The sequence below is a fragment of the Alishewanella jeotgali KCTC 22429 genome (assembly GCF_000245735.1).
Classification (GTDB): domain Bacteria; phylum Pseudomonadota; class Gammaproteobacteria; order Enterobacterales; family Alteromonadaceae; genus Alishewanella; species Alishewanella jeotgali.
Genome location: NZ_AHTH01000041.1, coordinates 16,961 through 42,182 on the forward strand (window position 1 = coordinate 16,961; position 25,222 = coordinate 42,182).

25 protein-coding genes are annotated in these 25,222 nt (G+C 52.6%); 19 read left to right on the top strand and 6 right to left on the bottom strand.

Translation table 11 applies throughout. From position 1 onward, the window contains the following. Positions 1–10: 10 nt before the first annotated feature. Positions 11–508, bottom strand: a complete 498-nt coding sequence (locus AJE_RS12570) for a glycine cleavage system transcriptional repressor (RefSeq protein WP_008951183.1) — start codon at positions 506–508, stop codon at positions 11–13. A gap of 488 nt (positions 509–996) precedes the next feature. Here AJE_RS12570 and AJE_RS12575 point away from each other — a divergent pair, with 488 nt between their 5' ends. Genes AJE_RS12575 through phoU form a run of 5 tightly spaced genes read left to right on the top strand, consistent with a single transcriptional unit; the run spans position 997 to position 6,698 of the window. Beyond that, complete coding sequence (locus AJE_RS12575; RefSeq protein WP_008951184.1) at positions 997–1,971, top strand: PstS family phosphate ABC transporter substrate-binding protein; 975 nt, start codon at positions 997–999, stop codon at positions 1,969–1,971. Then, positions 1,968–3,803, top strand: a complete 1,836-nt coding sequence (locus tag AJE_RS12580) for an ABC transporter permease subunit (protein ID WP_008951185.1) — start codon at positions 1,968–1,970, stop codon at positions 3,801–3,803. Before AJE_RS12575 ends, AJE_RS12580 begins: the two co-directional genes overlap by 4 nt. Beyond that, a complete protein-coding gene (pstA, locus tag AJE_RS12585) occupies positions 3,800–5,152 on the top strand; it encodes a phosphate ABC transporter permease PstA (protein WP_008951186.1) in 1,353 nt (450 codons plus the stop codon). The genes AJE_RS12580 and pstA overlap by 4 nt, the downstream gene beginning before the upstream one ends. 42 nt (positions 5,153–5,194) lie before the next feature. Further along, entirely contained in the window at positions 5,195–5,944 is a 750-nt protein-coding gene (gene pstB, locus AJE_RS12590; protein WP_008607026.1) for a phosphate ABC transporter ATP-binding protein PstB, read from the top strand. Positions 5,945–5,984: 40 nt separating this feature from the next. Beyond that, positions 5,985–6,698 carry a phosphate signaling complex protein PhoU gene (gene phoU, locus AJE_RS12595; protein ID WP_008607029.1) on the top strand — a complete coding sequence of 238 codons (714 nt, stop codon included), beginning with the start codon at positions 5,985–5,987 and terminating at the stop codon, positions 6,696–6,698. 69 nt (positions 6,699–6,767) lie between these two features. On the opposite strand, the gene AJE_RS12600 is transcribed toward phoU, so the two are convergent. Next, the gene (locus AJE_RS12600) at positions 6,768–7,319 is read right to left on the bottom strand and encodes an MgtC/SapB family protein (protein WP_008607030.1); all 552 of its coding nucleotides are present in this window, start codon (positions 7,317–7,319) and stop codon (positions 6,768–6,770) included. A 334-nt stretch (positions 7,320–7,653) separates the two neighbouring features. Between AJE_RS12600 and AJE_RS12605 the strand changes: the two genes are divergently transcribed. The 8 genes from AJE_RS12605 to AJE_RS12640 all read left to right on the top strand — a co-directional run bounded on the left by AJE_RS12605 (position 7,654) and on the right by AJE_RS12640 (position 16,559). After that, complete coding sequence (locus tag AJE_RS12605; RefSeq protein WP_008951187.1) at positions 7,654–9,402, top strand: Na/Pi cotransporter family protein; 1,749 nt, start codon at positions 7,654–7,656, stop codon at positions 9,400–9,402. A 170-nt stretch (positions 9,403–9,572) separates the two neighbouring features. After that, positions 9,573–10,490: a hydrogen peroxide-inducible genes activator gene (locus tag AJE_RS12610; RefSeq protein ID WP_008607034.1), complete on the top strand. Its 918-nt coding sequence runs from the start codon at positions 9,573–9,575 to the stop codon at positions 10,488–10,490. Positions 10,491–10,618: 128 nt separating this feature from the next. Beyond that, on the top strand, positions 10,619–11,644 hold the full coding sequence (gene queA, locus AJE_RS12615) for a tRNA preQ1(34) S-adenosylmethionine ribosyltransferase-isomerase QueA (RefSeq protein ID WP_008951188.1): 1,026 nt from the start codon (positions 10,619–10,621) through the stop codon (positions 11,642–11,644). Between the two features lie 105 nt (positions 11,645–11,749). Beyond that, entirely contained in the window at positions 11,750–12,880 is a 1,131-nt protein-coding gene (gene tgt / locus AJE_RS12620) for a tRNA guanosine(34) transglycosylase Tgt (protein ID WP_008951189.1), read from the top strand. Positions 12,881–12,906: 26 nt separating this feature from the next. After that, entirely contained in the window at positions 12,907–13,242 is a 336-nt protein-coding gene (gene yajC / locus AJE_RS12625; protein ID WP_008607039.1) for a preprotein translocase subunit YajC, read from the top strand. Positions 13,243–13,314: 72 nt separating this feature from the next. After that, positions 13,315–15,171, top strand: a complete 1,857-nt coding sequence (secD, locus tag AJE_RS12630) for a protein translocase subunit SecD (RefSeq protein WP_008951190.1) — start codon at positions 13,315–13,317, stop codon at positions 15,169–15,171. A 9-nt stretch (positions 15,172–15,180) separates the two neighbouring features. Then, complete coding sequence (secF, locus tag AJE_RS12635; protein WP_008951191.1) at positions 15,181–16,128, top strand: protein translocase subunit SecF; 948 nt, start codon at positions 15,181–15,183, stop codon at positions 16,126–16,128. Between the two features lie 59 nt (positions 16,129–16,187). Next, on the top strand, positions 16,188–16,559 hold the full coding sequence (locus AJE_RS12640) for a rhodanese-like domain-containing protein (RefSeq protein WP_008951192.1): 372 nt from the start codon (positions 16,188–16,190) through the stop codon (positions 16,557–16,559). Between the two features lie 31 nt (positions 16,560–16,590). On the opposite strand, the gene AJE_RS12645 is transcribed toward AJE_RS12640, so the two are convergent. Together AJE_RS12645 and suhB are read right to left on the bottom strand one after the other, a co-directional pair. After that, positions 16,591–17,838: a mechanosensitive ion channel family protein gene (locus AJE_RS12645; protein WP_008951193.1), complete on the bottom strand. Its 1,248-nt coding sequence runs from the start codon at positions 17,836–17,838 to the stop codon at positions 16,591–16,593. A gap of 123 nt (positions 17,839–17,961) precedes the next feature. Further along, entirely contained in the window at positions 17,962–18,765 is an 804-nt protein-coding gene (gene suhB / locus AJE_RS12650) for an inositol-1-monophosphatase (protein ID WP_008951194.1), read from the bottom strand. A 194-nt stretch (positions 18,766–18,959) separates the two neighbouring features. On the opposite strand from suhB, the gene AJE_RS12655 reads away from it, so the two are divergent. The 4 genes from AJE_RS12655 to AJE_RS12670 are packed head-to-tail and all read left to right on the top strand — an operon-like array spanning position 18,960 to position 21,590. Continuing rightward, complete coding sequence (locus tag AJE_RS12655; RefSeq protein WP_008951195.1) at positions 18,960–19,691, top strand: complement resistance protein TraT; 732 nt, start codon at positions 18,960–18,962, stop codon at positions 19,689–19,691. Continuing rightward, positions 19,692–20,501, top strand: a complete 810-nt coding sequence (gene traT / locus AJE_RS12660; RefSeq protein WP_008951196.1) for a complement resistance protein TraT — start codon at positions 19,692–19,694, stop codon at positions 20,499–20,501. Then, positions 20,502–21,059, top strand: a complete 558-nt coding sequence (locus AJE_RS12665) for a GrpB family protein (protein ID WP_008951197.1) — start codon at positions 20,502–20,504, stop codon at positions 21,057–21,059. A gap of 54 nt (positions 21,060–21,113) precedes the next feature. Continuing rightward, positions 21,114–21,590: a SixA phosphatase family protein gene (locus tag AJE_RS12670; protein ID WP_008951198.1), complete on the top strand. Its 477-nt coding sequence runs from the start codon at positions 21,114–21,116 to the stop codon at positions 21,588–21,590. On the opposite strand, the gene AJE_RS12675 is transcribed toward AJE_RS12670, so the two are convergent. Further along, the gene (locus AJE_RS12675; protein WP_008951199.1) at positions 21,583–22,005 is read right to left on the bottom strand and encodes an Hsp20/alpha crystallin family protein; all 423 of its coding nucleotides are present in this window, start codon (positions 22,003–22,005) and stop codon (positions 21,583–21,585) included. The two genes, AJE_RS12670 and AJE_RS12675, sit on opposite strands and share 8 nt — an antisense overlap. A gap of 177 nt (positions 22,006–22,182) precedes the next feature. Here AJE_RS12675 and AJE_RS12680 point away from each other — a divergent pair, with 177 nt between their 5' ends. Together AJE_RS12680 and AJE_RS12685 are read left to right on the top strand one after the other, a co-directional pair. Continuing rightward, entirely contained in the window at positions 22,183–23,013 is an 831-nt protein-coding gene (locus AJE_RS12680; protein ID WP_008951200.1) for an alpha/beta fold hydrolase, read from the top strand. Continuing rightward, positions 23,000–23,353 (top strand): PAS domain-containing protein, encoded by a 354-nt coding sequence (locus tag AJE_RS12685; protein WP_008951201.1) that lies wholly within the window; start codon positions 23,000–23,002, stop codon positions 23,351–23,353. The genes AJE_RS12680 and AJE_RS12685 overlap by 14 nt, the downstream gene beginning before the upstream one ends. A 67-nt stretch (positions 23,354–23,420) precedes the next feature. On the opposite strand, the gene purH is transcribed toward AJE_RS12685, so the two are convergent. Then, positions 23,421–25,004: a bifunctional phosphoribosylaminoimidazolecarboxamide formyltransferase/IMP cyclohydrolase gene (purH, locus tag AJE_RS12690; RefSeq protein WP_008951202.1), complete on the bottom strand. Its 1,584-nt coding sequence runs from the start codon at positions 25,002–25,004 to the stop codon at positions 23,421–23,423. Positions 25,005–25,222 lie beyond the last annotated feature (218 nt).

Genomic DNA, 25,222 nt, shown 5'->3' on the forward strand with positions numbered 1-25,222 from the left:
GCGCAGTTTTTTACTCCAAATCGACAACGATATCAGTAGCAATGGCTTCCAGCGCGGCCGTCACTTCATCCCGTTCGATGCCAGCCGGTAACTGAATGGTGGCCAGGGCATGAAATAATGGCGAGCCCCAGTTGGGCGCACTTTGTTTGCTACTTTCAAAGGCAACAATATTGGCGCCTTTATGGCTGAGAATAGTTGATAGTTCTCTGACAATGCCGGGACGATCATTGCCGGTAATCACCAAACGTAACTGCTGACCTTTGTCCAGGGTACTGTCTTCACCTTGCTGCACCCGGATATCCAGATCTTTGATGCCTGCCAACGCCGAGGTTAGGGTATCAAGATCCTGCTCGGCGACTTCAATCTGCACTATACCGGCAAAAAAGCCCGCCAGATGGCTCAGGTTGCTGGCCATCCAGTTGCCTTTATGCTCGTTAATCACGCGCGACAACTGTTCAACTAAGCCGGCCTTATCTTTACCAATGATAGTTAATACCAACTGCTTCATACTGCTTCCTCTGAATGACAACGCCTTTGTTCCTGATTGTTGTATAGAGTGTAGCGGCAACTTTTTGTTTTTAAAGCCAGCTGTGAATTTTTATTTACTGCTTGAGGGCGTGTGACGCTTGCTGCTTAGATTTTGTTCGCACTGGCGGCGCTTTGATCGCGAAACGAGGAGCGCAGTACGCGGTACCCGGTTTAGTTATTCTAAATAAGTGACGAGAGAAGCTACCGCGTCCTGCTCTCGCCCCTGACCTGCATCCATGCAGGCCACAAAGAGCAAAGCGTCGCCAGCGCGAACCCTTCGGGCAGTGTTTGGCTGGCGTTTCTACTGCGTTATCGCTTGTTCATGTAGAATAACTACACATCACAAGCTCTGCCTTGTATAAACACCAGCCAAACGGCTGCAAAAACAAGCAGCAAACGTCAACACGCCCTAGGTGGTTTTTGCGCTCTGGGGTAAGATAAGGCGACTTTTGGAGCAGATATTCTAAGATGGCTGTTTTTCAGATTATATCGCGTGGGCTAATCCGCTGTGGCTTGCTGCTGGCGTCAGTTGCTTGCCTGGCTGGCGACGACCTGAGCGAGCCTGCCGCTCCTGCTGCTGCGCCGCTTAGCGGCACCCTGTCCAGTGCCGGTTCAGATACGCTGCATAATATGATGATGATCTGGCGCCGTCACTTCGTTGCTCGTCATCCGCAACTGAATTTGCAAATTCAGAGCAGTGGCTCTGCGACCGCCGCTGTCGCGCTCAGTGAAGGCACTGCCAGTCTGGGGCCGATGAGCCGTCTGATGATCCCTGCTGAACTGGCCCGCTTTGAACGCCGCTTTGGCTATTTGCCAACCGCAGTGCCGGTCGCGCTGGATATGCTGGCCATCTATGTGCATCAGGACAATCCGCTAAACAGCATTAGTATGGCGCAGCTGGAAGGGATCTATGCCAAAAATGGCTGGTGTGCCGCAACGCCGCCCATTCTGAACTGGCAACAGCTCGGTTTAAGTGGTGTCTGGCAGCAACGGCCAGTGGTGGCTTATGGCCGTAACCAGGCGTCGGGAACCTACACTTTTTTCCGCCAGCAAGTGCTGTGTGACGGCGATTTCCGCTCTCAGGTTCAGCAATTGCCAGGGGCTGCGGCTGTAGTGCGGGCAGTGAGTCAGAGCATAAATGCCATTGGCTACTCGGGAGTGGGGCAACAGATCGCCGGGGTAAAATGGCTGGCTGTGCGCCCAACAACTGAAGATGCCGCGGTGTTACCGCTGGCCGAACATGCTGCCTCCGGTGCTTACCCGCTGGCGCGTATGCTGTATATTTACCTGAACAAGGCGCCCGACAAAGCCCTGCCAGCGGCAGAGCGCGAATTCTTACGCTTTGTATTATCCACAGAGGGCCAGGCCCTGCTGGCAACGGAAGGCATGGTGCCGGTGCCATCCTCAGTGCTGGCGTCGATCCGGCAGGAGCTGGAGCTATGACGCGCCAGAACTCGCCAATACCAGCGCAGGACAATCGATTAACCACAAATAAGCAGCGGGCTAGCCGCCGGCGTTGGTTGGACCGACTCTGGTATTTGCTGATCACCAGTGCCGGCAGTAGTGTTATCGTTGCCTTACTGGCGATCTTCTTTTACCTGGGTTCAGAAGTGCTGCCACTGTTTAAACCGGTCAGCATCAGTACGCCGCAGGCGCTAGCCGAACCGCTGCCGGTGGCAACGACGCCCAGGGTGGTGCTGCCGGATCACGCCCTGTTGCCGGAGTTTGAACCGGTTTTTGTGTTATCGGAGCCGCAGCAACGCTATCTGCTGTTAGCCGCCCGTCATGGCGAAGCCTGCCTGCTGGATCGGACGCGAGCGGAACAAGGCTGCGTGCAGCGCTTAAGTCTGACCGATCGCACTGTCGATCTGACCGCGTTAGTCTGGTTAGCCGGCCAGCGCAGTTTGATCAGTGGCGACAGCAGTGGTCAGCTAAAACAGTGGTTTTTACTGCCAGATCAGCAGGGACAGTTACGTTTAAGCTGGGTTAAGCCATTTAGCCGCCGCGCTGCCGCAATCCAGACCATTGCTGCCGAGCAGGGGCGCAGTGGTTTTGCGGTACTGGATAGCGCCGGTAATCTGAGTTTGTTTTATGCCAATCTGACTAAGCCATTATGGCAGGGCCCGGCTGCAGTAGACACCCAGCCAGGTGAGCTGCATTTTTTACCCGGCAATCAGCGCCTGCTGTTCAGTAACGCCAGCGGGCAACAACAGTGGCTTATCGATAACCGGCACCCGGAGATCTCCTGGCGCACCTTGTGGCAGCAAGTGTGGTATGAGGGCTGGCAGCAACCGGAATATGTCTGGCAAACCGGCAGTGCCAGTGCCGCGGTACAGGGTAAATACTCACTGGTGCCCTTGACACTGGGTACCCTTAAGGCAGCCTTTTATGCGATGTTGGTGGCGGTGCCGCTGGCGGTGCTGGCTGCACTTTACACCTGCTGCTTTTTACCTGAACCACTGCGCAGCCGGCTAAGTCAGCTGATTGAGTTGCTGGCGTTGTTTCCAACGGTAATTATTGGCTTTTTGGCAGCGATCTGGCTGGCTCCGGCGTTGGAGCAACATTTACTGGCGTTACTTTGCTTTTTTGGCTTGCTGCCGCTGCTGGTATTCGGTTTAAGCTGGCTCTGGCCCAGGTTGCCGCTGTCATTACAAAAATTACCGGGCAGCGGCTGGGAATTACTGTTGCTGCTGGCGTTACTGGCAGCTGTTGGCTTGCTGGCGCTATACCTGGGGCATGCGCTGCAACTGAGTCTGTTTGATGGCAGTTTCCGTTTTTGGCTAAACAGCCAGGGCATTGATTATCAGCAACGTAATGCGCTACTGGTTGGTTTGGCGATGGGATTGGCGGTGATGCCGCTGGTTTACAGCGTTTGCTTTGATGTGATGAGCCAGATCCCGCGTTCATTGACGCTGGGCGCTTCAGCGCTCGGTGCCACGCCGTGGCAAATTATTCAGCGGGTGATCCTGCCGCTGTCGGTGCCCGGTATTCTGGCGGCAGTGATGTTGGGCTTAAGTCGGGCCATTGGCGAGACCATGATTATTCTGATGGCAACCGGTAATACGCCGATTACTAATTTTAATCTGTTTGAAGGGCTGCGCAGTCTGACCGCGGCGCTGACCATCGAGCTACCGGAAGCCGCAGTGGATAGCAGCCATTACCGGGTGCTGTTTCTGGTTGCTATCCTGCTGTTTGTGTTTACCTTTACCGCTAACACCCTGGCCGATTTGCTTCGGCAGCGACTGCGGCGAAACTTTCAGAGGCTAGACGGATGACCAAACCGCGGCTACACACCAACGCCTGGTTCTGGCTGTCAGCACTCACCAGTGCCCTGATTCTGCTGCTGGTACTGTTATTGTCCTGGCTGATGCTACAGCGTGGGTTGGGACTATTCTGGCCACAGGATTTGGTGCAATTCCGTTATCAGCAAGCTGGCGAAAACCGGCTGATTGCCGGTGAGGTGATTAGCCGGCAGCAGGTGTCGGTTGCGCAATTGGCCGCTGCTGGTTTGGATGCCAGCGCGCCGGCAGAGCGAATTCTGGTAAGACAAGGCTATTTACCGTCAGGGCAGGGCGGCTATCGTTGGTTCTGGCAGGCGCAGATTTCCGAATGGCAGCAACCGCCGCAACTGACCCTGGTGCGGGAGCAGCAGTTGGGGGATCTGTATGCGTTGCAGCTGGCAGCGACGGCCGACGGTTACCAGTTGCTGCTGGCCGATGGGCATCAGCTTAATGTCGCGGCCAACCAGTTGTTGTTACTGCTGCCGACTAATCAGCTTAGTTGGCCGGCCAAGCTAAAGCTTTATCTTAAGCAGTGGTGGCAATTCTTAAGCACTGAACCACGGGAAGCAAACAGCGCCGGTGGTATCCTGCCGGCGATAGTGGGCACTGTGCTGTCGGTACTGTTGATGGCACTGCTGGTAGCACCTATCGGCATTATGGCCGGCATCTATTTGCATGAGTATGCCCGCGATAGCCGGCTGGTACGTTTGGTCCGGCTCAGCGTACATAATCTGGCCGGCGTACCCTCAGTGGTGTTTGGTGTCTTTGGCCTGGGATTTTTTGTCTATGTACTCGGTGGCAGTATTGATAAGTTGTTTTATGCCGGGCAGTTGCCACAACCAACCTTTGGCTCCCCCGGCTTACTTTGGGTGTCTTTGACTTTGGCGCTGCTAACCTTACCGGTAGTCATCGTCGCCACTGAAGAAGGCTTATCCCGGATCCCGCAAAGTCTGCGGCTGGGTGGCTATGCGCTGGGTGCAACCAAAGCTGAGGTATTATACAAACTGATCTTGCCCCAGGCGCGGCCGGCGATGCTAACCGGCTTGATCCTGGCAGTATCGCGGGCGGCCGGCGAGGTTGCGCCGCTGATTTTTGTCGGGGTCGTGAAGTATGCGCCAGTATTACCAGTCTCCGCCAGCTGGCCCTATTTGCATCTGGAGCAACAGATTATGACCTTGGGCTTCCAGATTTACGATGTGGGTTTGAAAAGCTCCAATGCGGATGCGGCTGAGCCCAGAGTATTTGCTATTGCGCTGGTGTTACTGCTGCTGATCGGCGCGCTTAATCTGCTGGCAATGCGCTTACGCCGTCACTATCGGCAGTTACAGCAGCGCTCGTCATAAAACTGTAATGATTGCTTGTTAAACTCTGAACAGGAGTGGGTTGTGAAAATTTCGGTGCAGGATTTATCAGTCAGGCTGGCTGGAAAAGTGGTATTGGACCAGGTCAACCTGCAGATCCCGACTCATAAGGTGACAGCACTGATTGGTCCGTCCGGTTGTGGCAAGTCAAGTTTATTGCGCAGTTTTAATCGCATGAACGAGTTGCTGGATGACACGGAAACCCGGGGTGAAGTCTGGCTGGATCAGTTAAATATCTACCAGGATGGCATAGACCTGGCTGAGTTACGGCGCCGGGTCGGCATAGTGTTTCAAAAGCCGAATCCGTTTCCGCAGTCAGTGTATGAAAATGTCGCCTTTGGTTTACGCTTGCAGGGGGTGAATAGCCCGCGGCAGCTGGACGAATTGGTCGAGGCGGCGCTGGTAAAGGCAGCCTTATGGCAGGAAGTAAAAGATCGGCTCTACGAAAATGCGCTGACCTTGTCGGGTGGCCAGCAGCAACGGCTGGTGATCGCCCGCGCTATCGCCATCGAGCCGGAGGTGTTACTGCTGGATGAACCGGCATCGGCACTGGATCCGATTTCAACACTGAAAATTGAAGAACTGATCTACGAACTGAAACAACACTACACTATAGTGATAGTGACTCATAATATGCAGCAGGCAGCGCGGGTGTCCGATTTTACTGCCTTTATGAATATGGGGCGGGTGGTGGAGTTTGATGCCACCAATAAGATTTTTACCGATCCGCAGCAAGCGCAAACGGAAGATTATATCACCGGCCGCTTTGGTTAAAGCGTTACCGGGTCAAGCAGACCACAAGGGGATGATACACATGGATAAACTGAACTTATCAAAGCACATTTCCAGCCAGTTTAACGAAGAACTGGAGCAGATCCGTAACCATGTGATGTCAATGGGTGGTCTGATTGAGCGGCAGTTATTTGATGCGCTGAACGCCATCGCCAATGGCGACAGCGACCTGGCTCAGGAAGTGATGGCCAACGATTTGAAAGTGGATGACTGGGAAATTCAGATTGACAAAGAATGTACCCGGATGATTGCGAAACGCCAGCCGGCGGCCAGTGATCTGCGTTTAATTATGTCGATTTTAAAAAGCATCTCTGATCTGGAGCGGATCGGCGATGAAACCAAACGTATTGCTAAGGTTGCCTTAGAATCCTTTAACAGCGATCAGCAGGATTTGCTGGTAAATCTGGAAAATATGGGGCGCCATGTTGGGCAGATGTTACACGATGTGCTGGATGCCTTCGCCCGGATGGACGTGGAAGCGGCGTTAGCGGTGCACAAGGAAGATAAGAAAATTGACCGCGAATATGAGGCTATCACCCGGCAGCTGATGACCTATATGATTGAAGATCCGCGCTCAATTCCAAAAGTGATGAACGTATTGTGGTCAGCACGCTCGCTGGAGCGGATCGGTGATCGCTGCAAGAACTTAGCTGAATACATTATCTTCTTTGTTAAAGGTAAGGTAGTGCGTCATGTCAGCCACGAGAAGCTTGAAGAGCAACTACGCGGTGATTAATTAAAGTACTCTAAGCTTTGACGAGTTGGCTTATCTTAAATGCCAGCTCGTCATAGTAAACTGCCCCGGCTAATGCGGATCATCTGGATCTGGCCGGTTTGCGCTGCTATCGTCATGGCGGCGGCCAAATAATAGACCTCCATTACGGGTAGCCCACTCACTGTACTTGCGATGAACCCCCCGGCGCAGTGCCGAGCTGGAGTTCTCCAGTATATCAATACCAATCAGCATCACCACCGACAGCACTGACAGCTTAATGGCCGCAACGTCTTGCCCGATGCCAATACAAACTCCGATCGCTGCTAACATCCAGATAGTGGCAGCAGAGGTGACGCCTAACACCATACCATCCCGTGTTAGCATCACGCCGGCCCCCAAAAAGCCAACTCCGGTAATTACCTGGCCAATTATCCGGGATGGATCGGTCATTTCGGTATTGGTCGACATCGAGGCGGCGATAAACACATAAGTGCCCAGTACAATAAGGATGGAGGTGCGGATCCCGGCAGGTTTGCCGCGCAGTTGCCGCTCCAGTCCAATCACGAAACCACAGGCAATAGCAGTAAGGATCTCCTGCCAGCGAAAAGGGCTAATATCAAAAAGTTGATGTAGGTCGATCATCTGCTCGTTCCCTTGTCTTAGGCCAGCTCAAGCTTAGTCTGTCACCTTGGTTTTTGCTGCCCTGCTCAGTTAGTATCCGATATTGTTGTTTGTGCTGGCGCCAGAAAATAGTGCTCAGCTGATGAATATTCAAAAAATAGCGTCTAAAGTTATAAAGTAAAAGGCTTTTTTTCGATACCCCTAATATTTCAGAGATATTTCATTCTTATTACAGTGGGCTTTGAGTATAATGCGCGGCGAAACACAACCTTGCAAAACGTGGTTCCCGCTAACTGAAAAGCTCCTGTCTGAGCAAGAGACTTTCAGTTGTCTGGTACTGTTCAGGGCATAATTTATGAATTATTCGTTTTTTGATTTCCTGCAACTTATTGGTTCGTTAGGGATTTTTATCTTCGGCATGAAGATTTTCAGCGAAGGCTTGCAGAAAATCGCCGGTAATCGTTTAAAAGGAATTTTAAGTGGTATGACCCGCACCCGCCTGACCGGCGTGGTAACAGGTTTTGCTACGACCGCTATTACACAATCCTCTACCACCACCACCGTAATGGCGGTGACCTTTGTTAACGCCGGTTTACTGACCTTTGTGCAGTCTACAGGTGTAATAATGGGAGCCAATATCGGTACTACTATTACCGCCTGGATGGTGGCGCTATTTGGCTTTAAATTTAAAATTACGACCATAGCAGTAGCGGTAATCGGTGTCTTTTTCGCTTTTTTGTTCTCGAAAAATAACCGTTTACGTAATATCGCTGAAGCGATGGTCGGTTTTGGTATTCTGTTTATCGGCCTGGATTTTATTAAGGGTGCAGTGCCGGATATTAACAGTAACCCGCAAATTTTTGCCTTTTTAGATGCCTTTACCAACTACGGCTACTGGTCATTGATCTTGTTTGTTTTGGTAGGTACTGTTCTGACACTGTTAACCCAGTCCTCCTCTGCAGCAACGGCAATTACGCTGGTGATGGTTTTTGAAGGCTGGATTTCCTTCCCGATCGCGGCGGCGATGATTTTGGGTGAGAATATCGGCACTACCGTTACCGCTAATATCGCGGCTCTGGTCGGAAACGTGCACGCAAAACGGGCAGCCCGCTTCCACTTCTTCTTTAATGTGGTCGGTGTGCTATGGATGATGGCACTGATTTATCCGGTATTGCATGCGATTGATTTTACTGTACAGTACTTTACCGAAAATCCAGTGTCCTTGATGGCTGGTAGTGCGGAAAGTCGTGCTAATGCGACGCTTGGCCTGTCATTATTCCATACCTCCTTTAATGTGCTGAATGTGATTATCCTGTTTGCCTTTATTCCGTATCTGGTGCGCTTTGTTGAGTATATCCAGCCGGATCGGGGCGGCAAGGATGAAGAGTTTCACCTGCAATATATCAGTGCCGGTGTGATGACTTCGCCAGGCCTGGCCATTACTCAGGCACAAAAAGAGATCCAGCAGTTTGCTGCGGTGATTGACAAGATGCACGACTCGGTGACTGAGTTGCTGTTTGATCCCACTGCCGACAAGCCGAAACTGATCGAAAAAGTGCGCAAATATGAAGATGCCACTGACGTACTGGAAATTGAGATTTCGGATTATTTAGTGCGGGTCAGTGAGCATACTAACCTGGAACACTGGATGACCGAGCGCATTCGCTTTATGCAGACGGCGATAAATGATATGGAGCGGGTAGCCGATATCTATTATCAGGTAGCGAAACTCTGCGAGCGGATGGTTGAAACCGAATCGGTATGGCCTGAAGCAGCGACGGCTGAAATGCAGCAGATGATGCAGGCATTAAAAGCTGCCATCACCACGATGCAGGATAATGTGGCCAGAGATCCGGCCGCAGTTAGCATGAAAGACGCTCTGCTACGTGAAGATGCTATTGATAAGTACCGCGACCAGTTCCGCGATAATCATTACCTGCGGCTGGAGCAGGGCGATTATGCACCGCGGGCCGGCGTGATCTTTATCGATATGCTAAACCGGCTGGAGCGGATCGGTGACCATATTCTGAATGTTAACGAGTCAGCTTCTGGCCGTCGTTTAAAGGCCTTACGGATTGAAGGCGCTGCGCCGCTAAAAAGCTAAGCCTGGTTCTCAGCAATGCATCCTCACAGGAGCGCCTTAGGGCGCTTCTGTTATTTCAGCTGCCCGTCGTTACTCCACGTTGTACCTGATTCCTCTTGCCTCTGTTGGCTAATTGCCGTATTTTAATCGCAATAATCTCTGAATTAGCAACTTACTAATCGGAATATCGCATGAAACGCCTGCCTAGTATTAAACAGCTGCAGTATTTGCTGGCACTGCATGAGCATCAGCATTTTGGCCGTGCTGCCGACGCCTGCTATATCGGACAGTCCACCTTAAGTGCTGCTATTGCTAACTTGGAAGAAACCATGGATGCGCAATTGCTGGAGCGGGACCATAAAACCTTTATTTTTACCCCGCTGGGTGAGGATGTGGTGCGTCAGGCGCGGCATATTATCGAGCAATGCGAAGAGCTGGCAGATTTTGCCCGCTCTCAGGGTAAGCCGATGACCGGACCGTTCCGGCTGGGGTGTATCCCGACTATCGCGCCCTTTGTGCTGGGCGAAGTGATGACGCTGTGTCGCGAGCGCTATCCCCAGCTGCAGCTGTTACTGCGCGAGGATACCTCGGATAATTCCTTGCATGCGTTAAGTGAAGGCCGGCTGGATATGGTGCTATTAGCGCTGCCGTATGAAACCGGTGCCCTGCATACTGAAGTACTGGCACAGGATCAGTTTAATCTGGTACTACACCGTGACTGGCAGGACCGTGGCTTTAATCAGGATATTAACCAGTGGCCGGATGAAAGTATTTTCCTGCTGGAGCGTGAACACTGTTTAACCGGGCATGCGGTAAAGGCCTGTGAGCTGGAAGATAGCCGCAAGGTGAATCCGTTCTTTGCCACCAGCCTGCATACGCTGACCCAGATGGTGAATAACAAACTTGGCGTCACCTTTATGCCACAGATGGCGATTAACAGTGGTGTACTGGAAGGCACCGAACTGATTAGTCAGCCGGCCGCAACCGGCAATGCCTACCGTGATATTGGCGTAGCCTGGCGACCGACCTCCAGTAAGGCGCGCAGTTACCAGCTAATGACAGCCCTGATCGCCGAAGTGCTGCAAAGCAAATGCCGCGAAGGCAAGTAAACAAGCAGCAAACGTTAACATGCCCTAAGCTTAAACCTCGGCCGGCATAACGCAAAAACGCGCTGCCGCACGGTAATTCTGCTACCATAGCGCCCGCCGGATTGGCCGGTAAAGCCAGAGAGTGCACTATGTTAGTAAAAGATTTTAGTTTCGAGCTGCCAGAGCAGCTGATCGCCAGTGAACCCCAAGCCGAACGTTCTGCCAGCCGCCTGCTCTGTATGAATAAGCACAGCGGGGCGCTGTCACATCACATTTTTAAAGATATTCTGGCGCTGCTAAACCCGGGCGATCTGCTGGTGTTTAATAATACCCGCGTGATCCCGGCGCGACTGTTTGGCCAGAAAGCCTCGGGTGGCAAGGTGGAAGTTTTAGTTGAGCGGATGTTGTCTGGTCCACGTTTTCTGGCGCATATCCGCGCCAGCAAGGCGCCCAAAGTTGGCACTGAGCTGATACTGGAAAATGACGCCCGGGTAACGATGGTGGCGCGGCATGACAGTTTGTTTGAACTGGAATACCAGTCAGTAGAGCCGGTTTTGACTATGCTGGAGCGGCTGGGTCATATGCCGTTACCGCCTTATATTGCGCGACCGGATACCGAAGCGGATAAGGCACGCTATCAAACGGTATATAACCAAAAGCCCGGTGCTGTGGCGGCGCCGACTGCCGGGTTACATTTTGACGAGCCGCTGCTGGCAGCGTTACAGCAAAAAGGTATCGAATTTGCGTACGTGACCTTGCACGTCGGGGCTGGCACCTTTCAACCGGTGCGGGTTGATAGCGTGACCGAGCATAAGATGCACAGCGAATATTTTGAGGTTGAGCAGCAGGTGGTGGATGCCATTGCTGCCTGTAAGGCTCGTGGTAACCGGGTGGTGGCAGTCGGCACCACTTCAGTACGCTCGCTGGAGTCAGCAGCGATGCAACATGGCGGCATCCTCGCCCCTTATAGCGGCGATACCGCGATCTTTATCTACCCCGGCTATCAGTTTAAGGTGGTGGATGCGTTAATCACCAATTTCCACCTGCCGGAATCAACGCTGATTATGCTGGTCTCTGCATTTAGCCAGCGCGAACATATTATGGCGGCTTATCAGACGGCGATCGCCGAGCGGTATCGCTTTTACTCCTATGGCGATGCCATGTTTATCAGTTAGCACGCGTCTTCTGGTATACTGCAACACCGGGCGGTGGCGTTGTGCTGCCGGCCCTAACAGAGTAGCTAAGGCCGGACTGTTTTTCCGGCCAGAAGAGGTTAGAACGTGAAATTTGAACTGCTGGCAACTGATGGCAAAGCCCGTCGCGGCCAATTGATTTTTGAGCGGGGTGTGGTGGATACGCCGGCCTTTATGCCGGTAGGGACCTACGGCACCGTAAAAGGTATGACGCCGGAAGAGCTGGATGCGACCGGCGCCCAAATCTGTCTGGGCAACACCTTCCATCTGATGCTGCGTCCGGGTACCGAGATTATCCGTAAGCACGGCGATCTGCATGACTTTATGCACTGGCATAAGCCTATCCTGACCGATTCGGGCGGTTTTCAGGTATTTAGCCTGGGCGAGCTGAGAAAAATTACCGAAGAGGGTGTGAAGTTCCGCTCACCGCTTAACGGCGAAAAAATTATGCTGACGCCGGAGCGCTCAATGGAAGTGCAGCGCGCGCTTGGCTCCGATATCGTGATGATTTTTGATGAATGCACACCCTATCCGGCGACTGAGCCGCAGGCGCGTAAGTCGATGGAGTTATCATTACGCTGGGCCAAACGCTCGAAAGACGCGCATGGCGATAACCCGTCAGCCTTGTTTGGTATTATTCAGGGTGGCATGTATCCACACCTGCGTGATATTTCGCTGCAAGGTCTGGAAGAGATTGGCTTTGATGGCTACGCCATTGGTGGCCTGTCAGTAGGTGAGCCGAAAGCCGATATGATCAATATCCTGAATCACACTACCGATAAGATGCCGGCGCATAAGCCACGCTATCTGATGGGCGTGGGTAAGCCGGAGGATATTGTTGAGGCGGTACGCCGCGGCGTGGACATGTTTGATTGTGTGATGCCAACCCGTAATGCCCGCAACGGCCATCTGTTTGTGTCTGACGGTGTGGTCAAGATCCGTAACGCCAAGCACAAGGACGATACGGCGCCTCTGGATAAAGAATGTGATTGCTACACTTGTAAAAATTATTCCCGTGCATATTTACACCATCTGGACCGTTGTAACGAGATCCTGGGCGCGCGGCTGAATACCATCCATAACCTGCACCATTATCAGAAGCTGATGCAGGGATTGCGGGCAGCTATTGCCGCTGGTAAGTTGGACGACTTTGTGGCAGATTTCTATGCCAAACGCGGCCTGCCGGTGCCGGCACTGGCCGACGAAACAAACCAATAACGCATTACAATACTAAGGGGATACAAATGAGTTTATTTATTAGCCAGGCTTATGCTGACACTGCTGCCGCACCTCAGGGTGGTGGCTGGGATCTGATCATTATGCTGCTGGCCTTTGGTCTGATTTTTTATTTCCTGATTTACCGGCCACAAGCCAAGCGGGTAAAGGAACATCGTAACCTGATGTCTGCTTTGGGCAAAGGTGATGAAGTGCTGACGCAGGGTGGTTTAGTCGGCCGTATTACCAAGATTGCCGAAGACAAGGATTTTATCGCCATTGCGCTGAATGACAGCACTGAAGTGACAGTGCAAAAGTCAGCGGTAGCGGCGGTATTACCCAAAGGCACCTTAAAGTCACTGTAAGACAGCACTGCAGCCACTGCCCGGCACTGGCTGCAGCGCTGAGTTGCGCTTCGGATAGATAAGGAATTTTTAGTGTTAAACCAAAACCCGCTCTGGCGGTACCTCCTGGTCGTAGGGGTGCTGCTGTTGGCACTGGTGTATGCCATGCCAAACTTATACCCGGAAGATCCGGCGCTGAATATTAATGCGACCCGTGGTGGTGCCGTTTCAGAAACCACCCGGCAGCAGTTAGAGCAATCTTTTGTAAGTGCAGGCATTACGCCCAAAGCTGTGACCCTGGAAGCCGGGCAGGTATTGGCCCGTTTTGCCAGCGCGGAAGATCAGTTGCGCGCCCGTCAGGTTGCCACTGAGCTACTGGGCAATGTTAATTATGTGACGGCGTTAAACCTGGTGCCGACTACGCCGGATTGGCTGGCTGCTATCGGTGCCAGCCCAATGAAGCTGGGTCTGGACTTGCGCGGTGGTGTGCATTTCCTGATGGCGGTCGATATGAAAGCTGCGCTGGATAAGAATATCAACGATCTGACGCAGGCGTTTCGTGCCGATTTACGTGAGGCCCGGGTGCGTTATCGCTCGGTCACCGCTGACACTGAACGGGGGCAGGTACAAATTTTGCTGCGCTCGGCCGAAGATGTTGCCGCTGCCCGTGCAGCATTGGCGCGTCTGGATCGCGAGTATGTGTTTACCGATGGTGCGGCTGAGTTTAGCCTGAATGTAAGCCTGAGTGAAAACCGCATCCGTGAAATCCGCGAATATGCGCTGAATCAGAACATTACTATTATCCGCAACCGGGTAAACGAAATCGGTGTGGCTGAGCCGCTGGTACAGCGTCAGGGTGCGGATCGCATTATCGTGCAGCTACCCGGCGTGCAAGACCCGGCGCAAGCGAAAGAAATTCTGGGGGCAACCGCTACGCTGGAGTTTCGCTTAGTGGATGACCAGGGCGATTTAGCCGCAGCGCTAAATGGCCGCCTGCCACCAGGCTCAAGTCTGTACTACGATCGCAACGGCCAGCCATATTTGCTGGAAAACCGCATTATGCTTACTGGCGAGCATATCACTAACGCCAGTTCCAGTTACGACGAATATGGTCAGCCGCAGGTCAATATTTCACTGGATGCCCAGGGCGGTAACCAGCTGTCGCAAGCGACCCGTGATTCGATTGGCCGGCGGATGGCAACAGTCTTTATCGAGTATAAGCCGGGTGAAGAGCTGCAGGCAGACGGCACCCCGGTGCTGATCAAGCAGGAAGAAGTGATTAACGCGGCGACTATTCAGGCCCGCCTGGGTCGTAGTTTCCGTATTACCGGTATTGGTAATCCGGCCGAAGCACAGAATCTGGCACTGTTACTACGCGCCGGTGCGCTGATTGCACCAACCCAGATTATTGAAGAACGCACCATAGGTCCAAGCCTGGGGCAGGAAAATATCGATCTGGGTATGACCGCCATTATGTGGGGTATGGTGGTCGTGTTAGTGTTTATGGTGATCTACTACAAGGTGTTTGGTCTGATTGCCAACGTCGCACTGGTCGCGAACCTGGTGTTAATCGTCGGTATTATGTCGATGATCCCAGGGGCCACGCTAACCTTACCGGGTATGGCAGGTATCGTATTAACAGTGGGGATGGCGGTTGATGCCAACGTGCTAATTTTTGAGCGGATCCGGGAAGAGCTGGCAGAAGGCCGCTCGGTGCAGCAGGCGATCCATCAGGGTTACGACCGGGCCTTCGCGACTATCGCTGACTCTAACATTACCACCTTACTGGTCGCGCTGATCCTGTTCGGTATCGGTACCGGCCCGGTGAAAGGTTTTGCTATTACGTTGGCCATCGGTATTTTAACCTCAATCTTCACCGCTGTAGTGGGTACCCGCTTACTGGTGAATCTGTTCTGGGGCGGCCGTCGTGTACAGTCGTTGCCGATGTAAGGAGGCACAGTGAGAATTTTCCGTTTCCAACAAGCGATCAACTTTATGCGTTTTAAATGGCCGGCATTAATGCTGTCGGCCTTGCTGGTACTGGGGTCACTCGGTTTACTGGCAGTAAAAGGCATTAACTGGGGGCTGGACTTTACCGGTGGTACCGTGATTGAAGCGGGCTTTAGCCAAAGCGCCGATCTGAGCCAGATCCGCACTGTGCTGGCTGAAAGTGGCTATCCGGATGCGGTGGTGCAGTACTTTGGTTCCAGCCAGGATGTGGCGATCCGTATCGCCCCCCGGGACGGTGTAGAACAAAGCCGGATCTCAAACGAGATTATGGCTGCGTTGGCGAAAACCAGTGACAGCCAGATTGAGATGCGCCGGATTGAGTTTGTTGGTCCTTCGGTCGGTGCTGAACTGCGCGAGCAGGGTGGCCTGGCGATGCTGGTCGCCTTACTGGGTATTTTGTTGTACGTCGGTATGCGCTTTGAGTGGCGCTTATCGCTGGGCGCAGTACTGGCGCTGGGCCACGATGTGATCATTACCCTGGGTCTGTTCTCGTTATTGCAACTGGAGTTTGACCTGACGGTACTGGCGGCAATTCTGGCACTTATCGGTTACTCGATTAACGATACCATAGTGGTTTTTGACCGTATTCGTGAGAGCTTCCGTAAACTACGCGACTCCACACCGGAAGAAACCGTGAATGATGCCGTCACCTCAACCCTGAACCGGACGGTGGTCACCTCCTTAACGACCATTATTGTATTAATAGTACTGTTCACTATGGGCGGTGCGTTAATTCATAATTTTGCTACTGCTCTGTTATTCGGTATTGCGATTGGTACCTACTCGTCAGTGTTCGTGGCTAGTGGTATTGCGGTGCAGCTGGGTCTGAACCGCGAAGATATGCTGCCACCGCCACCGCCGGAAAAAGAAGGCGAAGGCACTGAGCCGCTGCTGTAATTCCAGCTGAAATATGCTAAAAATGCCAGTCAACGACTGGCATTTTTTTGGAGTAACAGATGAGTAAGCAGCATGCACCGGGCTTTCTGGCCTTAGTTGAGGCGGCCAAAGCCCAGATCAAAGAGATCAGCATTGACGAGCTGTTACAACATCGCGAGCCTTATGTGCTACTGGATATTCGTGAAGATCACGAATGGCAGCAAGGCCACTTGCCAGAGGCGATGCATCTGGGTAAGGGCATTATTGAACGCGATATCGAGCAGACGGTAGCGGATAAAAAACAGAAGATAGTGCTGTACTGCGGCGGTGGCTATCGCTCGGCCTTATCAGCACAAACCTTGCAGCAAATGGGTTATCAGCAGGTGTTAAGCTTAGCTGGCGGCTACCGCGAGTGGTGTGAACGCCAGCTGCCGCTGGTCAAGCCGCAGTAGGCTCCGGCGGCACTCTGGCCTGACACGCGCCCTAGGGCGCGCTCAGTGCATTTTGCCAGCTGCGCATATCCATACCACTGGGATGCTGATATACCTGTAAGCCAAACTCCGGCAGGATCGCCAGCAGGTGGTCAAAAATATCCGACTGAATACCCTCGTAATTGACCCAGGCCGTAGTATTGGTAAAGCAGTAGATCTCCAGCGGCAAGCCATCGGCAGAGGGTGCCAGTTGCCGCACCATCTGAATCATGCCCTGATGTACGCCGGCGTGACTTTGCAGGTAGCGCAGCACATAAGCGCGGAACGTGCCCAGATTGGTAATGCGGCGAGTATTCACCGGCTCCTGACCTTGCTCCGCCAGTTGCTGGTTCCAGTCACGGATCTCGGCTTCTTTCTCATCCAGATATTGCTTCAGTAAACGAAAGCGTTTCAGGCGGTTAATCTCATCAGTTGTTAAAAAGCGCACACTTTGCTGATCCAGTTGTAAGCTGCGTTTAATCCGCCGGCCGCCGGATTGCTGCATACCGCGCCAGTTTTTAAAGGGGTCCGTCATAAAGCGGCGGGTTGGAATGGTGGTAATGGTTCTGTCCCAGTTCTGGATTTTAACGGTATGCAATGCGATATCGATAACGTCACCATCGGCGTTCAACTGCGGCATTTCTACCCAGTCACCGACCCGGATCACATCATTGGAGGAGATCTGCACGCTGGCAACCAGCGAAAGCAGAGTGTCCTGAAAGATCAGCATTAGTACTGCCGCCATGGCACCCAGCCCGGAGAGCAGTATTAACGGTGAGCGATCAAACAGTGCGGCAATCATCAGGATCACCGCCACCGCATAGATCACAATCTTCAGCAGTTGGATATAACCCTTAATCGGTTTGCTTTTGGCATCTTCGCGCCTTGAGTACAGGCTATTGACCAGCGTCAGCAGCTTACTCAGTGCCATGGCGATGGTTAGCACGACAAAAGCATTGGTAACATTGACCACCACCTGCACCAGCAGCGTCGGTAATAGCGGGATCTTATGAATTAAGGTGGAGATCACCAGCGCCGGTACCACATTGGCCAGGCGGCTGATAAAGCTAAAATCCAGACCACGTTGTTCGCACTGGGACTTTTGCAAGCCTAACAGTTTGAACACGGAGCGCAGTAGAATATGCTTAACAATAAAATTAGCCAGCCATGACAGGCTAAGTAAAATAACTAGCCCCAGCCACATGGCAAGCTGGCCATGCGCCGCCGACCAGCTATCTAGCAACGCCATTTGCTCTTGCATTTATTCCTCCTGATGTGACGAAACTGCCAGCGTCAACACGACAATAGTATCCAAGTGTGCCTGAAATGGCGGCAAAAAAAAATCCGGCCTGAGCCGGATTTTCCAAATCAATACGGGCGCTTATTACTTGGCCAGGGTCTCTGACAGATGTGGACGCATGCCTTTAACCATTGCCTGCAGCACTTTCGGGCTGGCAGCGACGATATTGCCGCTCTTCATATGGTTATTACCACCGGCAAAGTCACATACCATACCACCGGCTTCACGCACAATCAGTTCACCGGCAGCGATATCCCATGGCTTTAAGCCGATTTCCCAGAAGCCATCAAAACGGCCGGCTGCAACATAGGCTAAATCCAGTGCGGCCGAGCCGGTACGGCGCATATCGGCGCAATCGGCAAAGAAGCTGTTAAAGATTTTGCTGTAGCTGTCTAAATGGTGTTTGGCTTTAAACGGAAAACCGGTGGCCAGGATAGTACCTTCCAAATCCGGTAAATTATTAACCCGGATGCGGGTACCATTTAACTGGGCGCCACGGCCACGTGAAGCAGTAAACAGCTCGCCGCGCAGCGGATCGAAGATCACGGCCTGGTCTAATTTACCCTGATGTTTTAAGGCGATGGAGACCGCGAAGTGCGGGATGCCTTTGATAAAGTTGGTGGTGCCATCCAGCGGATCAATAATCCATTGGAATTCGCTGTCATTATTACCGTAATCGCCATGCTCTTCGCCAACAATACCGTGGGTTGGGAAGGATTTCTTTAATACAGCAACGATGGCCTGTTCAGCTTCACGATCAACGTTGGTGACGAAGTCGTTAGTGCCTTTCTGTAGTTTCTGAACCATGTCCAGCTGGCCACAGGCCCGGGCGATAACATTACCTGCGCTGCGCGCAGCACGGATTGCGATGTTTAACATCGGATGCATAGCGATTACCTTATTTGTAAAGAGCTGTATAAAGAACAATCAAAAGAGCGGCGCGTATTGTAGCGGCTACAATAAAAAAGTAAAGCTAAACGATATTTTTGCGGTCGTTAATTTATTCAGAACCAATTCAGTTTCGCTGGTCAGAATAAGCTAAAGTAGCACTAGTCAACCCGCCCGAATGGATGAGCCCAAACATGATCAGAAAAATTACCTTACTGCTGGCCGTCAGTGCCATGCTCAGTTTAACCGCCTGTGGTGCTTTGCATACCTCAGTTGCGAAACGTAATCTTGATGTGCAAACCAAGATGAGTTCGTCAATTTTCCTCGAGCCGGTAGAGCCGGAGCAACGCACCGTCTTTGTTGATATCCGCAATACCTCGGATAAACCGGAATTTGATTTACGTTCACAGGTGGTTGCCAGCCTGCGTAGCCGGGGTTATCAGGTGATTGACAGTCCGTCACGGGCGCACTACTGGCTACAAGCCAATGTGCTACAGGTAGGGCGTAGTAATGCCCGCGAAACGCAGGGCGCGCTGGCTGCCGGACCTGGTGCCGTCGGTGGCGCGGTAACAGGGGCGGTGATCCATCGTTCTACCGGTGGCTCTGTAGGGGGTACGGCTGGTGCCGCGGTAGCCGGTGCGGCGGTGGGCACCATAGTGGATGCCATGGTGCAGGACGTGTACTACAGCGTGATCACTGATATCCAGATTATGGAGCGCTTTGATGGCAAGGTGCAGGAGCGCTCTGAGCATACGTTATTGCAAGGTGATAGCGGCAGTACCCGCAGTACTTTTTCCCAACAGACCAATATGCGTAAATACCAGACCCGGGTGGTCAGCTCAGCCAATCAGGCTAACCTGAAGTGGGAAGAGGCCGCACCGTTATTAACCGACGGTCTGGCGCGCGCTCTGGCTGGATTGTTCTAAATGCGTTTGCTGGTGCTGCTTCTACCAGCATTGTGGCTGCTTACTGGTTGCACGGCCATGCATACCTCGATCAGTAAGGGGAAGCTGGACGTACAGATGCGGATGAGTCAGACCATCTATCTGGACCCGGTGGAACCAGAGCAGCGCACGGTGTTTCTCGATATCCGGCAAACCGCCGCCGAGTACCAGCAACCTTTGATGCGCGATGTGGCAGCCTTATTAACCGAGCGCGGCTATCAGCTGGTAAATTCTCCGGCAGCGGCGCAGTACTGGTTGCAGGTAAATATCCGTACTGTGCTCAATCAGCCACCACAACAGGTGTTGCGTGAGCAGTATGCGATGACTGAGCAAGAAATTGCAGCCTTTATGCATCCGGGTATGGCACCGCCCGAGCCAAAAGCACCGCGGCAGCGTGGTGTGACCCCGGCGGTAATTTATGCTGATACTCAGTTAGGTACTGATGTTAGTGGCCGAGATGTAGTGCGGGTACTGGCAGCAGTCGCTGTGATTGCCGGTGCTGAATATGTCGGAAATCAAATGGTCAAAGACAAGTACTATACCCTGTTGGCGGATATTCAGGTGGCAGAGCGTCTGGATCCATCGGCACCGGCGTTAGTGCTGGAGCAAAGCGAACATCGGTTACTACAGGGCGATAGCGGCCAGCTAGAGCAGATGTGGGAAAATATGACAGATCGGCGTAAATACCAGGTCAAATTGCTCGGTTTTGCCAATAAGGCTAATCTGACCTGGCAGGAAGCGGAACCGTCTTTACATCAGGGCTTACTCCGTTCGTTATCCGGGATCTTTTAAATGAGCCAGTATTGGCGGCAGGCCAGCACTGAGCCGGTGAGGCTGTCGGACTGGCAGCCCGACTGGCCAGCTCAGGCTGCTGCCGAGGCCGCGTGGTTAAAACAACGCTGGCCGCAATTCTTTTCCGGCCGCATCGAGCACTTTGGCAGTACTGCCATCCCGGGGATGCCGGCCAAACCCATTATCGATCTGTTAGTGGAAGTGGCGAGTCTGACGCAGATCCGCGACCAGGCCGCACCACTGATGGCGGCAGAGGGCTATCAGCTCTTTTGGCGGCCGAAGATCAAAGGCGAGCAGCAGATTGATTACCTGTGGTTTATTAAACGTAACGCTGATGGTCAGCGCAGCCATCATCTGCATATGCTAACGCCAGACTCGGAGCATTGGCAGAAGCTGGCATTTTGCCGCTATCTGCAGCAGCATCCGGATGAAGCGGCACGCTATGCTGATCTTAAGCGCACTGCCGCCCAGCGTTTTGCCAATGACCGTCTGGCTTATAATAGAGAGAAAGAGGGGTTTATCCGGCAATTAAGCGCCCGCATTGCTACCTCGTCATAAAAATGTCATTAATAGCGCGTTAAATAGCGCTTAGTTATGCATCCCGGACCTGCTATGAAAACCCTGTATTTTTTACGCCATGCCACCGCCGAAGTGATCCGCCCCGGCCAGCTGGATATTGACCGCTGTTTAATTGAAAAAGGCCGGCTGCAGGCACGCAAGGTGGCTAACTTTATGTTGAAGTACGACCTGACACCGCAGTTGGTGCTAAGCAGCCCTTACCCCAGAGCCAGCCAAACGGCGGCCATTGTCAGTAAGGTGGCCCGGTTACCGCAGGCAGAGGAACTGGATTGGCTGGCACTGGAAACGCCGACCAATCAGGCGCTAACCGCACTGCAGCAGGCCAGCGTGACCTGGCCGCAGCAAGTGTTGTTAGTTGGCCATGAACCGGACTTCTCGGCGTTAATCAGTGCTTTGCTTGGCGCTGAGCAACCACTGCTAAAGGTACGCAAGGCCTCGTTAAGCTGCGTTAGCCTACAGCAGGACAGCGCCTGCTTGCAGTGGTCGATCCCAGTGCGATGGCTTAACTGATACGGATTTGTTTGCGCTCGCGGCCGGTGTCGGCCTTTTTCGGTGCCTTGATGGTCAGGATACCATCTTTAAAGCTAGCGCTGATGTCATGTTCTTGCACAGTATTGCCCACTGTAAAGCTACGTTGGATCCTGCCATAGCGCCTCTCCTGACGGATAAGTTTGCCATCTTTTTCTTCTTTATCTTCCTGTTTTACTTCTGCTTCCAGTGACAGCACGCCGTCTTGCAGCGTTATATGAATATCGTCTTTACTGACTCCAGGTAACTCTGCCTGGATCAGGTAGTGATCTTGCTTATCTTTAATATCAACTTTCGGGCTAAAAAAGTTTTCGCCTTGGGCTTTCCAATTGGCTGGTGCAAAAAAATTATCGAATAGAGAGTCAAAATCAAAGTGGGGACGAGATAACAGGCCCATGATAAATCTCCTTGAAGTAAGTTGCACGGTAACAGCAGAAAAAGTGTAGTCGTAGCGGGTGTTGATAGCATGATTTGGATCAAAAAATGAGCAGTTTTGGTGTGGCGACAACTTGCGCTGGAGCGGCGCTATGGCTGTGTTACACTCAGCAAATAACTTGTAGTGGAGGAGGCGTAGATGAGTGTGGGTCAGGCTTTAGTTCCGATGATGCACAAGTTAAATGTCCGCGTGCTGGGCAGCGGTGAGCAAACTTTAGTGCTGGTGCATGGTTTTGGTTGTGATCAGCAAATCTGGCAGAAGCTAATCCCGCTATTACAGTTGTTGCCAGTTAAGCTGGTGTTGCTCGATTTGCCTGGTTGTGGCAACAGCCGGGTTAGTGAAGAGGCGATCGCGGAATATCCCACGTTACAGGCCTTTGCTGATGATTTGCTGGCTTTGCTGGCTGAGCTGGAGCTGTCAGCAGTGACATTGTTGGCGCACTCGATTGGCTGTGCTATCGGGATGCTAGCGGCTATTCAGGCGCCACAGCGTTTTCGGCATATTCTGGCGATAACACCCTCGGCGCGCTATCAAAATGCAGCGCCGGATTATTTCGGGGGCTTTGAGGCGGCAGATATTGAACAGCTGCTGCAGCTAATGGCACAAAATCAGTTTGGCTGGGCCGGACTATTAGCGCCGCAGGTGTTGGCACAAACTGAACCCAGCGCCGTGACTGAGCAGCTCACCCAGAGTTTCCTGCACAACAATCCGGCATTTAGCCGGCATTTTGCCCGCCTGGTATTTTATGCTGATATTCGGGCCAGTTTGCCATTAGTGCCGGTACCGGTCAGTATTTTCTATACTCAGGCCGATATGATTGTGCCGCAGCAGGCGATTGACTATTTAGTCGCGCATTTGCCGCAGGCTCGTGCTGTGCCTCTGGCGGCCCGCGGTCATTATCCGCAGCTGACACACCCGGATTTAGTCGCGCAGCAACTGATGCGGGAGCTCGGTTATGGCCTTGTTTGAATTAGATCAGCTGCCGTGCGGTATTCTGACCTTATCGGCCAGACAAAAAATTCTTGCGATCAATTTACCGCTCCGCAGTTGGCTGGGGTATTCCGAGCAGTTTTTATTACAGCAGGATATCTACCAGTTATTGCCACCGGCCAGCCGGGTGCTGTTTCTGGCGCATGTGCTGCCGGCCATTCAGCAATACGGTAAGCTGAGTGCCTGCTACCTGCATTTTCGCAAGCAAAACGGCCATCAGTTAGAGATGTTGGTCAGCGGCCGGGCTTTGACGGAAGTCGGTGGTGAGTCGGGCTATCAGCTGGCGTTATTACCGGTGCCGCGCAAAGCAAGCAGCTGAATTGCAGTGACAGAGACAGCAATAAAAATGGCCGCAATTGCGGCCATTTTTGTATCTAAACCCAGGCTTAGTGGCGGAAATGCCGCACGCCGGTAAACACCATCGCCATACCATGCTCGTCGGCGGCGGCAATCACTTCTGCATCGCGCATTGAGCCACCTGGCTGAATCACTGCGGTAATACCGGCAGCGGCAGCGGCATCAATACCATCGCGGAACGGGAAGAAGGCATCGGAGGCCATTACTGACCCTTTCACTTCCAGTTTCTCGTCTGCCGCTTTAATACCAGCAATTTTTGCGCTGTAAACGCGGCTCATCTGGCCAGCGCCGACACCAATGGTCATGCTGTCTTTCACATAAACAATGGCATTGGATTTCACAAACTTAGCGACCTTCCAGCAGAACAGCAGATCTTTTAGTTCTTGCGCTGTCGGTTGCCGTTTGGTCACCACTTTCAGATCCGACTCGCTGATGCGGTGCTGATCGCGATCTTGCAGTAAAATGCCACCATTAACCTGTTTAATATCCAGCGCCGGTGCCGCAGCGGCAAAGTCGCCACACACCAATAAGCGGACATTCGGCTTGCTCGCCACTACGGCAACGGCTTCAGCGCTGGCGCTAGGGGCAATAATCACTTCGACAAACTGACGGCTAACAATTTCTTGGGCGGTAGTCGCATCCAGTTCACGGTTAAAGGCAATAATGCCACCGAAAGCCGAGGTCGGATCCGTGCTGTAAGCGCGGTTATAGGCTTCTAAAATACTCTCGCCAATCGCTACACCGCAAGGGTTAGCATGTTTGACAATGACACAGGCTGGCTCGGCAAACTCTTTAACACATTCCAGCGCCGCATCGGTATCGGCGATATTATTGTAAGACAGTGCTTTACCCTGCAGCTGCGTCGCGGTGGCGACGCAAGCCTCAGTGGCGTTGGCATCAACATAGAATGCGGCTTGCTGGTGGCTGTTTTCGCCGTAACGTAAGTCCTGTTTTTTCACAAACTGGCTGTTAAAGGTGCGTGGGAAACGGCTGGCGGCTTCTTCGCTGCCATAAGCCGGTAACATGGCACCAAAGTAATTGGCAATCATGCCATCGTACTGTGCCGTATGCTCAAAGGCGCTGATCGCCAGGCTAAAACGGGTTTCTAAGGTGGTAGCGCCATTATTAGCGTTAAGCTCAGCCAGTACTTTCGGATAATCACTGGCATTGACGATAATGGTAACGTCCTGATGGTTTTTCGCTGCGGCACGTACCATAGTCGGGCCACCGATATCGATATTTTCTACCGCATCGGCTAAGGTGCAACCCGGTTTAGCGACCGTATTGGCAAAGGGATACAGGTTCACCACTACCAGATCAATAGCGCCAATATGGTTGGCTGCCATTACCGCTTCGTCGGTGCCGCGGCGCGCCAGAATACCGCCGTGAATTTTCGGGTGCAGGGTCTTTACCCGGCCATCCATAATTTCCGGATGACCGGTGTAGTCTGATACTTCAATCACGGCGATACCTTGCTCGGCCAACAGTTTGGCAGTACCACCAGTAGACAGGATCTCAACCTGCATTGCGGCCAGGGCTTTGGCAAATTCTACAATACCGGTTTTATCAGATACGCTTAATAAAGCGCGGCGCACAGGGCGAAGTGTATTCATCAGCGGGTTCTCTTTGTCACGGTTGTCGTCACGGTTGTCACAGAAACGAATGCTTGCTATTGCTTGCTTCAGGCTGGCTGCAGCTGCCAGCCTGTTATTTTTTTCACTAGGGCGTGTTGACATTTGCTTCTTGTTTTTGCAGCCGTTTGGCTGGTGTTTATACAAGGCAGAGCTTGTGATGTGTAGTTATTCTACATGAACAAGCGATAACGCAGTAG

Excerpts from the sequence above, each read along its gene's own strand:
- AJE_RS12570 (WP_008951183.1), bottom strand. The coding sequence starts at position 508 with ATGAAGCAGTTGGTATTAACTATCATTGGTAAAGATAAGGCCGGCTTA.
- AJE_RS12575 (WP_008951184.1), top strand. The coding sequence starts at position 997 with ATGGCTGTTTTTCAGATTATATCGCGTGGGCTAATCCGCTGTGGCTTG.
- AJE_RS12580 (WP_008951185.1), top strand. The coding sequence starts at position 1,968 with ATGACGCGCCAGAACTCGCCAATACCAGCGCAGGACAATCGATTAACC.
- pstA (WP_008951186.1), top strand. The coding sequence starts at position 3,800 with ATGACCAAACCGCGGCTACACACCAACGCCTGGTTCTGGCTGTCAGCA.
- phoU (WP_008607029.1), top strand. The coding sequence starts at position 5,985 with ATGGATAAACTGAACTTATCAAAGCACATTTCCAGCCAGTTTAACGAA.
- AJE_RS12600 (WP_008607030.1), bottom strand. The coding sequence starts at position 7,319 with ATGATCGACCTACATCAACTTTTTGATATTAGCCCTTTTCGCTGGCAG.
- AJE_RS12605 (WP_008951187.1), top strand. The coding sequence starts at position 7,654 with ATGAATTATTCGTTTTTTGATTTCCTGCAACTTATTGGTTCGTTAGGG.
- AJE_RS12610 (WP_008607034.1), top strand. The coding sequence starts at position 9,573 with ATGAAACGCCTGCCTAGTATTAAACAGCTGCAGTATTTGCTGGCACTG.
- queA (WP_008951188.1), top strand. The coding sequence starts at position 10,619 with ATGTTAGTAAAAGATTTTAGTTTCGAGCTGCCAGAGCAGCTGATCGCC.
- yajC (WP_008607039.1), top strand. The coding sequence starts at position 12,907 with ATGAGTTTATTTATTAGCCAGGCTTATGCTGACACTGCTGCCGCACCT.
- AJE_RS12640 (WP_008951192.1), top strand. The coding sequence starts at position 16,188 with ATGAGTAAGCAGCATGCACCGGGCTTTCTGGCCTTAGTTGAGGCGGCC.
- AJE_RS12645 (WP_008951193.1), bottom strand. The coding sequence starts at position 17,838 with ATGCAAGAGCAAATGGCGTTGCTAGATAGCTGGTCGGCGGCGCATGGC.
- suhB (WP_008951194.1), bottom strand. The coding sequence starts at position 18,765 with ATGCATCCGATGTTAAACATCGCAATCCGTGCTGCGCGCAGCGCAGGT.
- AJE_RS12655 (WP_008951195.1), top strand. The coding sequence starts at position 18,960 with ATGATCAGAAAAATTACCTTACTGCTGGCCGTCAGTGCCATGCTCAGT.
- traT (WP_008951196.1), top strand. The coding sequence starts at position 19,692 with ATGCGTTTGCTGGTGCTGCTTCTACCAGCATTGTGGCTGCTTACTGGT.
- AJE_RS12665 (WP_008951197.1), top strand. The coding sequence starts at position 20,502 with ATGAGCCAGTATTGGCGGCAGGCCAGCACTGAGCCGGTGAGGCTGTCG.
- AJE_RS12670 (WP_008951198.1), top strand. The coding sequence starts at position 21,114 with ATGAAAACCCTGTATTTTTTACGCCATGCCACCGCCGAAGTGATCCGC.
- AJE_RS12675 (WP_008951199.1), bottom strand. The coding sequence starts at position 22,005 with ATGGGCCTGTTATCTCGTCCCCACTTTGATTTTGACTCTCTATTCGAT.
- AJE_RS12680 (WP_008951200.1), top strand. The coding sequence starts at position 22,183 with ATGAGTGTGGGTCAGGCTTTAGTTCCGATGATGCACAAGTTAAATGTC.
- AJE_RS12685 (WP_008951201.1), top strand. The coding sequence starts at position 23,000 with ATGGCCTTGTTTGAATTAGATCAGCTGCCGTGCGGTATTCTGACCTTA.
- purH (WP_008951202.1), bottom strand. The coding sequence starts at position 25,004 with ATGAATACACTTCGCCCTGTGCGCCGCGCTTTATTAAGCGTATCTGAT.